The sequence below is a fragment of the Bacillus cereus group sp. BfR-BA-01524 genome, from assembly GCF_022662595.1.
In the GTDB taxonomy this organism is placed as follows: domain Bacteria; phylum Bacillota; class Bacilli; order Bacillales; family Bacillaceae_G; genus Bacillus_A; species Bacillus_A thuringiensis_S.
In genome coordinates this window covers 1-10,142 of the sequence record NZ_JAKUDW010000144.1, presented here as the reverse complement: position 1 = coordinate 10,142, position 10,142 = coordinate 1, and the positions used below count along the sequence as shown (strand labels likewise).

Here is a 10,142-nt window from a genome sequence, read left to right as displayed (position 1 = left end):
AAAAGATAGTAAATCAGAAACAATTACATACCAATCTGAAAATGGTAAAGTAGAAGTTCCTGCAAATCCAAAACGCGTTGTTGTATTATCATCATTCGCTGGTAACGTAATGTCATTAGGTGTAAATCTTGTTGGGGTAGATTCATGGTCTAAACAAAACCCACGTTTTGATAGTAAACTTAAAGATGTTGCTGAAGTATCAGATGAAAATGTTGAAAAAATCGCTGAACTAAATCCAGATTTAATCATTGGTTTATCAAATGTTAAAAATGTCGATAAGTTAAAGAAAATTGCTCCTACTGTAACATACACTTACGGAAAAGTTGATTACTTAACACAGCATTTAGAAATTGGTAAGTTATTAAACAAAGAAAAAGAAGCAAAAACTTGGGTTGATGACTTCAAGAAACGTGCACAAGAAGCTGGTAAAGAAATTAAAGCAAAAATCGGTGAAGATGCAACAGTTTCTGTTGTAGAAAACTTCAACAAACAGCTTTATGTATACGGCGAAAACTGGGGCCGCGGAACAGAAATTCTGTACCAAGAAATGAAATTAAAAATGCCTGAAAAAGTAAAAGAAAAAGCATTAAAAGAAGGTTACTACGCATTATCTACTGAGGTATTACCTGAATTTGCTGGTGATTACTTAATCGTAAGTAAAAATAAAGATACTGATAACTCATTCCAAGAGACAGAATCATATAAAAACATCCCAGCAGTAAAAAATAATCGTGTATATGAAGCAAACATGATGGAATTCTATTTCAATGACCCACTTACATTAGATTTCCAACTAGACTTCTTCAAGAAGAGCTTTCTTGGTAAATAATACAAACATGAGGAATTCTTAATTTAAGAATTCCTCTTCCTTTATTCTATGAACAGAAAAGATGTGAAACGAATGACAAAAGATCATGACAATCCACGTTCTATAGCTTTTACATACAAACTAATTTTAAGCTTAATTGCATTCTTTCTTATTTTTATGGTTGCAATGGTATTAGGTGCTGCAGATACTTCGATAAAAGATGTATGGTTAGCACTCACTTCCTCCGCTAAAGGAGACAAAATATCTATTATTCGAGAAATACGTTTACCACGTGAAGTTGCTGCTATTTTTGTAGGAGCTGGATTAGCCGTTTCCGGAGCAATTATGCAAGGATTAACACGAAATCCACTTGCGGATCCTGGATTGTTAGGGCTTTCTGGTGGAGCAAATGCTGCGCTTGCACTAACACTTGCTTTCAACCCTTCCATCAGCTATCTTTACTTAACGTTAGCTTGCTTTATCGGTGCTGCAATTGGCGCAATTATGGTATTTGGAATTGGTATGGTGAAAAAAGGCGGCCTTTCTCCTCTTCGAATTGTATTAGCGGGCGCTGCAGTTTCAGCATTTCTACTCGCAATTTCAGAAGGAATTGGCATTTACTTTAAAATTTCACAAGATGTATCACTTTGGACTGCTGGGGGCGTAATTGGAACAACTTGGAGCCAATTAAAAATTATTATTCCAGTCATTTCAATTAGTATCTTTATCGCTATCTTACTAGCAAAAAAATTGACAGTTCTTAGTTTCAGTGAAGAAGTGGCTATTGGACTAGGTCAAAAAATTATTGTTATTAAAACTATTTTATTTATCATTATTATCTTACTTGCAGGTGCATCTGTAGCGCTTGTTGGAAATATGGCATTTATCGGTTTAATGGTACCTCACATGGTACGCCCAATTGTCGGTCCAGATTACCGATTTGTTATACCGATGTCAGCAATTGCTGGAGCTTCCTTTATGCTACTTGCAGATACAATCGGACGTACTATTAACGCTCCGTACGAAACACCCGTTGCGGCAATTGTCGCGATTGTAGGGTTACCATTCTTCCTATTCATTGTACGTAAAGGAGGAAAAACATTCTCATGATGCAATCTATTTTAAGAAAACAGCGTCTCATTATACTCGTTTTACTTATAGTAATCATCACAACCATTGTAGTTGGAATGGGACTTGGTTCAGCATCTTTATCTTATGATCGACTACTCCCAACATTAATGGGGCAAGGGACTTTTAAAGAGGAGTTCGTTTTATACTCTTTAAGACTACCTAGAATTGTCATTACATTATTAGCTGGTATGGCTCTCGCTTTATCAGGGGCTATTCTGCAAGGAATTACCCGAAATGATTTAGCTGAACCTGGTATTCTTGGTATCAACTCTGGGGCCGGTGTTGCTGTTGCTATTTTCTTTTTATACTTTCCAATAGACGTAGGTTCATTTCTTTACTTACTACCTGTAGTTGGATTTATCGGAGCATTTCTGACAGCTGTTCTAATTTACGTATTTTCATATAGTAAATCAACTGGACTTCAGCCAATCCGATTAACATTAACCGGTATCGGTTTTGCATTTGCACTATCTGGAACGATGATTGTCCTTATTTCATCCGCAGATCGTATGAAAGTAGACTTTATTTCAAAATGGATTGCCGGAAATATTTGGGGAGATGACTGGATTTTTGTTTTAGCAATGCTCCCATGGTTAATCGTATTAATTCCGTTTATTTTCTATAAAGCAAATCGATTAAACATTTTAGCATTAAACGAACCAGTCGCAATCGGCGTTGGAATTGAAATTGAAAAAGAACGCAGATACTTATTAGTTGCAGCCGTTGCACTTGCAGCTGCAGCTGTTTCCGTAACAGGAGGAATTAGCTTTATCGGATTAATGGCTCCTCATATCGCGAAATCTTTAGTAGGTCCAAGACATCAAATCTTCATGCCTATCGCCCTTTTAATCGGCGGATGGCTATTATTATTAGCAGATACAATTGGACGAAATATCGTTGATCCTAATGGCATCCCAGCAGGTATTGTCGTTGCTTTAATTGGGGCTCCTTACTTTATGTATTTGTTACTAAAAAAAGCGTAACAAACACCCTCAAGATCTTTTCTTGAGGGTGTTTTTGTTTCATTCTACTGCTGCCCATACCCTTCAAACTTCTTCGCCAAATTCTCCATCTCATCTTCTGGCAAAAGCTTCGGTTCTCCGACGCTTTTCGTTTGATAATAAATTTGAGCACAAAACTCAATCTCTTCTGCAACAGTAAACGCCATTTTTATATTATTTGCACCAGCAATTAAACCATGATTTGCAAGTAGCACAGCACGACGATCAATCATGCCTTCAAAAGCAGCATCCGCTAATTGCTTCGTACCAAATGTTTCATACGGCGCACAACGGACATTCGGGCCTGCAAAAGCAATTAAATATGACACAGCAGGAAGCTCCCATCCTAATGATGCAATCGTCTTCGCGTAAGGAGAATGTGTATGCACAAGCGCATTTATATCTTCACGCTTCCTATAGTAAATAAGGTGCATATCTAATTCACTTGATGGTTTTCTCTCTCCTTCTACTACTTCACCATCTAAGTTTAATATAACTACATCTTCAGGATTTGTTTCATAATATTCTAAACCACTTGGGCTAATCGCAACAAGACCTTGTTCACGATTAAAGATACTAATATTACCGCCCGTCCCCTTTGTTAAACCACTAGAAATCATTTTCTTTCCATACGCTACAATTTCTTCTCTTTCTTTTTGTAATAACATATACATCCCCCTAAGTATGAAGCTTATGATGACTGACTTTTATATTTATCTATTTATTGAAATAGCTTTTTTAAATTCTCCGTAAACGGTGCCTTTACAATCCCTTTTTCTGTAATAATCGCTGTTACATTTTCATGTGGAGTAACATCAAATGCTGGATTATATACTTTACTTTCTTTCGGAGCTGAATATTGTCCGAAACGATTAATCACTTCAGAAGCATCTCTTTCTTCAATCGGAATTTCTTTTCCTGTCGATGTCTTTAAATCAATTGTCGGTGTTGGCGCTGCTACATAAAACGGAATGTTGTAGTATTTAGCTAAAATAGATACGCCTAATGTGCCAATTTTATTTGCTACATCACCATTTGCTGCCACACGGTCGCATCCAACGATTACTGCATCAATCTTCCCTTGTGACATGACCATAGCTGCCATATTATCCGTAATAACAGTAACGTCAATACCCGCTCGCTGCAGTTCTAATGCTGTTAACGTTGAACCTTGTAATCTAGGACGCGTTTCATCCGAATAAATTTTTAAATTCCATCCTTTTTCTTTCGCTAAATACATTGGAGCCGTCGCAGTACCATACTTAGTCGTCGCTAAAGCACCTGCATTACAATGCGTTAATACTCCCATTTCATCATGGAATAATGTTAATGCATGCACTCCGATTTGACGGTTAATTTCTTCATCTTCTCTATGAATTTCTTTTGCCTCTTCTAATAATCTATTTTTCAACTGTGAGATTGATAAGTGAGCATTATCTGTCGCTACACTTTCCATTCTTTCAAGCGCCCAAAATAAATTTACTGCAGTCGGTCTTGATGTCGCCAAGTATGTACATACCTTTCTTACTTCATCCATAAATCCTTCTTCCGTACTTTCAGCAAATTCCTTTATCCCTAAATACACACCATAAGCTACTGAAACACCAATCGCTGGTGCACCTCGTACTTTCATTACTTGAATCGCATCCCACACACTTTCAGCTGTTTTAAAAGATTCATAGACAATTTCATTTGGTAATAACGTTTGATCTAACAAAACTAGAGCATCATCTTTCCACTGAATTGGTACTAATTGCTCTTCCATCATATTCTCCCCTTACTTCGCGTAGTGCATTGACTGTTCTTTTAACGTTTCTACAAAACTTGTGCCCGTTCTATATTGATTCGCTCGTAAAATAAAACTCTTCGCTACTTGAAGACAAATTCGCTCCGCTCTAGCACGTGCTTCCTCATTCTCAATACAAGTAATATCTTTTACTTTCGCTAATCCAACAATACGGCGAATTAATTCCAGACCTGTCACTGCAGCCGTATCCTCTAATACAGATTGCAAATAGACTTCGCTAAAGCCTTCTTCCTTCGCCATAATCTCGGTCACATGAATATCCCAAGCATCTAAAAACTTCTTCTTAAATAAATCAATTACCTCTACCATCGTAGCTTGTAACCAATCCATATACGTATCTTTCTCAGCTCCAGGTGGCATCGTTGCATCCGCATTCACCCAAGCAAACATTAAATTCGCCATTACATTCCCAACGTCATATCCCATAGGTCCATAAAAAGCAAACTCAGGATCAATAACCTTTGTAGAATCATCTCTTACAAAAACAGAACCAGTATGTAAATCACCATGAAGTAATGCCTGTGCATTCGTCATAAAAGAAAATTTACGTTTCGCTACTTCCATACGAAGCTCTTTATCACTATAAATATGTTCCCTAATCCATCCCTCATTTAACGGAAATAACTCATTACGCTTATTATGATTGGTAAATGGTTCTGAATATACGAGGTCCTCTGTAATCTCACATAATTCAGGATTTATATAATTCTTCACAAGTTCCTTCTTCTCTTTATGATTCATTACAACATCCGATGTTAATAAAAGTGTATTTACCATAAAAGTAGTTAACTCATCCGCAAGCCTCGGAAATATTTGATGATTTATAAGTGCTGTACGTAATATTGTGTAATCCGATAAATCTTCCATTACACAACAATTCATCACACTATCAAATAAATACACCTTAGGAACAAGTCCAGGTGCTAACTCATCCTCTAACTGCAAAACATCTGATTCTATACGAATACGATTCGTCGACAACTTAAACTCATCTGAAATGCGAGCTGTATCCCCAGCTTGCTTTACGATGACAGACATGTTCTCTTTTTCATCCCAAACGCGGAACACATAATTTAAATTGCCATCACCTATTTCTTCACACTGTAACACCTTTGCATGTTCAAACTTAGATAATTTCTCTTTCACATATGCAATCACATCTTTAGCTTCCATTAAAAAATACTTCGTGAACTTAGACATGGTTTCCCCTCCACACTAATTGTAAGCGTTTTCTAAAAGCTATAAAAAATAATAGGTTGAATTTTTTCATCCTATAAATATGTATTCTTCTTTTTGAAAGGTATATCTAGGTTTTATTATATCTTGTTAGCACTTTGAGTCAATGTTTCTAACTATCATCGTAATATACTTCCTAATTATATATTTGAGATGACAAAAATTGTTCAAAAAATTTCCGATTCATTTTATTTTATTTATCACAAAATTCTTTGTAAAATAGAAGTAAGCAGTTCCTTTTCAAAACTACAACTTCTAAGAAATATTTCCTTCCTAAGAAATTAAACTTACACACTAAACTTTTCAAACACTCATCTAAAATTTATAGACTTAAAATTACCTTTCCATTCCCTGATATCCTTAATTGAGAATAAATATTAATTAAATTGGTATAAAGTTGGTTTATTCTCTTGACAAAATAACCACTTCTATATGATAATTAATATCGAATTAGAATTATTATAGTTAATTAAAAAATATATTTTATGAGCACACTATTTTTTGATGCTCAAACCAACATTTAGGAGGAATTTTAACATGTTATTAATCGGCACAGAAGTAAAACCGTTTAAAGCTAATGCTTACCATAATGGAGAATTTATCCAAGTTACTGACGAAAGTTTAAAAGGAAAATGGAGTGTAGTTTGTTTCTACCCAGCTGACTTCACATTCGTTTGCCCAACTGAACTCGAAGACTTACAAAACCAATATGCAACTCTAAAAGACTTAGGCGTTGAAGTATACTCTGTATCTACAGACACTCACTTCACTCACAAAGCATGGCATGATAGCTCAGAAACTATCGGCAAAATCGAGTACATCATGATTGGTGACCCAACTCGCACAATCACTACAAACTTCAACGTTTTAATGGAAGAAGAAGGTCTTGCTGCTCGTGGTACATTCATCATCGATCCAGACGGCGTTATCCAATCTATGGAAATCAATGCTGATGGTATCGGCCGTGACGCAAGCATTCTTGTTAACAAAATTAAAGCTGCTCAATACGTACGTAACAACCCAGGTGAAGTTTGCCCAGCTAAATGGCAAGAGGGTTCTGCAACACTTAAACCAAGCCTTGACCTTGTAGGCAAAATCTAAGGAGTTCGATCAAAATGATACTAGATGCAGATATAAAAACACAACTATCCCAATACCTTCAGTTAATGGAGAACGATATTTTACTTAAAGTAAGCGCAGGAGACGATAACGTATCTAAAGATATGTTAGCTCTAGTAGACGAATTAGCTACTATGTCATCTAAGATTACAGTAGAAAAAGTTGAATTAGAGAGAACACCAAGCTTTAGCGTAAACCGCCCTGGTGAAGACACTGGTGTCGTATTCGCTGGTATTCCATTAGGACACGAATTTACATCATTAGTGTTAGCTTTACTACAAGTAAGTGGACGCGCTCCAAAAATTGAACAAAAATTAATCGATCAAATTAAAAACATTCAAGGCGAATATCATTTTGAATCTTATATCAGCCTAAGTTGTCATAACTGTCCTGATGTTGTACAAGCTCTTAACGTAATGAGCGTTCTTAACTCTAGTATTACACATACTATGATTGATGGCGCTGCATTCAAAGAGGAAGTAGAAAGCAAAGACATCATGGCAGTACCAACTGTTTACCTAAACGGCGAATCTTTCGGAAGCGGTCGTATGACACTTGAAGAAATTTTAGCTAAAATGGGTAACGGTCCAGATGCATCAGAGCTTTCTGATAAAGATCCATACGATGTTCTTGTTGTTGGTGGCGGCCCTGCTGGTGCAAGTGCAGCAATTTATGCAGCACGTAAAGGCATCCGCACTGGTATCGTTGCTGAGCGCTTCGGTGGTCAAGTAATGGATACTATGGGTATTGAGAACTTCATCAGCGTAAAACGCACTGAAGGTCCTAAGCTAGTAGCAAGCCTTGAAGAGCACGTAAAAGAATACGACATCGATGTAATGAATCTACAACGTGCGAAACGTTTGGAGAAAAAAGAACTTATTGAAGTGGAACTTGAAAACGGCGCTATTCTGAAAAGTAAGAGCGTAATCGTTTCTACAGGTGCTCGCTGGCGTAATGTTGGCGTACCAGGTGAAGCTGAGTTCAAAAATAAAGGTGTAGCATACTGCCCACACTGTGACGGTCCATTATTCACTGGAAAAGACGTAGCAGTTATCGGCGGAGGTAACTCTGGTATTGAAGCAGCTATCGACTTAGCAGGTATCGTTAAGCACGTAACTGTTCTTGAATTCATGCCAGAATTAAAAGCTGATGCTGTATTACAAGAGCGTCTTAACAGCTTACCAAACGTAACTGTTCTGAAAAACGTTCAAACGAAAGAAATCACTGGTACTGATAAAGTAAACGGTATTTCTTACATCGATCGTGAAACTGAAGAAGTTCATCACGTTGAATTACAAGGTGTATTCGTACAAATCGGTCTTGTGCCAAACACAGACTGGTTAGGCGAAACAGTTGAACGCGCTCGCGGTGAAATCGTAACAGACAAGCACGGCGCTACAAACGTACCAGGAGTGTTTGCTGCAGGTGACTGTACAAATAATCCGTACAAACAAATCATCATCTCTATGGGTTCAGGTGCAAACGCAGCTTTAGGTGCATTTGATTACTTAATCCGTAACTAATAAAAAAGACGCGCTACCAATAGGTAGCGCGTCTTTTTTATTATATTTCATGTAAATAGTTATCAAGTTCCTTCCAACTCATTACTGTATAATGTGTTCCTACATTCAATACTACTTTTACATTTTCTGCTACTACTTGCATTCTCTTAGTTGGATGATCTCTTTTTCCTGAAGGATAAATAGCAAGTTTCATCATTTCTTGCTTTCCATCTTCATAAATCCTTTTCTTTAAACCGAATTGGTTAATTTGTTCCTTTGAAGGAACTTCTTTGCCTTCCCAGTCACATATTTCAAATAGAGGATACCGATCTCCGTGCCATTCCTCAATAATCTCAATGACTTTAAGAATAATATAACTCCCTGATGCTAATTCATAACTAACAGCATCACCTGCTTTTAAAGAAGTATTAGCTATAAATCTCTTCGGCACTTTTTTAGCTTCTGGCTGCGGAGAATGTAACTGTTCTCTTAGTTTATTTAAAACTACTTCACGTTTCTTCTGTAATTTAGGTTCTTCTTCCCAGCGAGGTAAATCTGCACCACTCTCTATTATTTGCAATGCCTCCTGCTTAACATTCTCTTGAAGTCTCCCTAACTTCCATTGTATGGACGCAAATACTAACCAAAAAACAATAGTTTCTTCATCATCTAATTCATTCTTGTATTCCTCAATTACAATCCTACTTGCTTCCTCATTTGAATATTCATTTGCTAACAAATCCTTATACAGTAACTTAATATCTTCAGCAATATCGTCTGATAATATTGCTACTCCCCAAGCACCCATACATTAACACTCCAATCTATACACTAAAAACCTCTCATTCCCATTCTTCTCATAAGCACCTGGCAATCTAACTTCTTTCTTCAGCTCAAACGTAGTCTGATTTTCTAAGAAGAAAATATAGTCCTCAGAAGGATAATATAAAATAATATCCACTTCTCTCTCCAATTCTTCTACCGAAAGTAAAATGTTATTTACTACATTCATAAACACTTGTACAGAAAACGGATTAAAGAAGTAAAACCTATTATCATGCGGATCAATCTCATATTCCTGCGCTAAACAACATTGGAATTGAATTTTCCCCTTACTGTTTCGTGCCTTTCGTGCATAACGATCTCGATTATCCATTGCTTCTTTATAAAACTCTTCATTCATTTCAATTCCAACTGCTGATGCACCACACTTATGGTGCATATAAAAGTTTAATCGCCCTTTTCCGCACCCAAAGTCTACAATTCGGTCGCTACTTCGTATTTCATATTGATTCAGTAACTCATCTAATCCGCTATATGGCGTCGGTTCATAACGGTGATAATGCATAGACTTGTTAAATCCTTTTTGCTCACCGACTGTTTTTATATGTAAAACTGCATCGTAATATTGTTCGTTCATTCGTTTTCTCCTATTAAAAAATGGTACTTATTATTATACACCATATACTGGAGGCTCATTTTTTATCAAATTAACAGGTACGTGAAATTATATTAACGATTTTCTTAATATATCTATC

10 protein-coding genes are annotated in these 10,142 nt (G+C 36.5%); 5 read left to right on the top strand and 5 right to left on the bottom strand.

Annotated features, from left to right (window positions below; all coding sequences use genetic code 11):
- From MR170_RS28445 to MR170_RS28435, 3 genes are all read left to right on the top strand, one after another.
- The coding region (locus MR170_RS28445; RefSeq protein ID WP_242310292.1) for an iron-hydroxamate ABC transporter substrate-binding protein at nt 1-829 on the top strand (829 nt) is incomplete at its 5' end.
- Nucleotides 830-877: 48 nt separating this feature from the next.
- The gene (locus MR170_RS28440; protein WP_002025239.1) at nt 878-1,918 is read left to right on the top strand and encodes a FecCD family ABC transporter permease; all 1,041 of its coding nucleotides are present in this window, start codon (nt 878-880) and stop codon (nt 1,916-1,918) included.
- A complete protein-coding gene (locus tag MR170_RS28435; RefSeq protein ID WP_029441487.1) occupies nt 1,915-2,922 on the top strand; it encodes a FecCD family ABC transporter permease in 1,008 nt (335 codons plus the stop codon). The genes MR170_RS28440 and MR170_RS28435 overlap by 4 nt, the downstream gene beginning before the upstream one ends.
- A 44-nt stretch (nt 2,923-2,966) precedes the next feature.
- Here MR170_RS28435 and MR170_RS28430 read toward each other — a convergent pair whose 3' ends face one another.
- From MR170_RS28430 to mtnK, 3 genes are read right to left on the bottom strand one after another with little or no spacing between them, the layout of a single operon-like run.
- On the bottom strand, nt 2,967-3,608 hold the full coding sequence (locus MR170_RS28430; RefSeq protein WP_242310290.1) for an L-fuculose-phosphate aldolase: 642 nt from the start codon (nt 3,606-3,608) through the stop codon (nt 2,967-2,969).
- Between the two features lie 53 nt (nt 3,609-3,661).
- Entirely contained in the window at nt 3,662-4,708 is a 1,047-nt protein-coding gene (gene mtnA, locus MR170_RS28425) for an S-methyl-5-thioribose-1-phosphate isomerase (protein ID WP_242310288.1), read from the bottom strand.
- Between the two features lie 9 nt (nt 4,709-4,717).
- Nucleotides 4,718-5,947 (bottom strand): S-methyl-5-thioribose kinase, encoded by a 1,230-nt coding sequence (gene mtnK / locus MR170_RS28420; RefSeq protein ID WP_242310286.1) that lies wholly within the window; start codon nt 5,945-5,947, stop codon nt 4,718-4,720.
- 573 nt (nt 5,948-6,520) lie between these two features.
- Here mtnK and ahpC point away from each other — a divergent pair.
- Together ahpC and ahpF are read left to right on the top strand one after the other, a co-directional pair.
- Nucleotides 6,521-7,084: an alkyl hydroperoxide reductase subunit C gene (ahpC, locus tag MR170_RS28415; protein ID WP_000924420.1), complete on the top strand. Its 564-nt coding sequence runs from the start codon at nt 6,521-6,523 to the stop codon at nt 7,082-7,084.
- A gap of 14 nt (nt 7,085-7,098) precedes the next feature.
- A complete protein-coding gene (gene ahpF, locus MR170_RS28410) occupies nt 7,099-8,625 on the top strand; it encodes an alkyl hydroperoxide reductase subunit F (protein WP_053565379.1) in 1,527 nt (508 codons plus the stop codon).
- Between the two features lie 40 nt (nt 8,626-8,665).
- Here the strand turns inward: ahpF and MR170_RS28405 are convergent, their stop codons facing one another.
- Nucleotides 8,666-9,412 carry a hypothetical protein gene (locus MR170_RS28405; protein ID WP_050842448.1) on the bottom strand — a complete coding sequence of 249 codons (747 nt, stop codon included), beginning with the start codon at nt 9,410-9,412 and terminating at the stop codon, nt 8,666-8,668.
- 3 nt (nt 9,413-9,415) lie between these two features.
- Nucleotides 9,416-10,024 (bottom strand): SAM-dependent methyltransferase, encoded by a 609-nt coding sequence (locus MR170_RS28400; RefSeq protein ID WP_098629670.1) that lies wholly within the window; start codon nt 10,022-10,024, stop codon nt 9,416-9,418.
- Nucleotides 10,025-10,142: the final 118 nt, after the last annotated feature.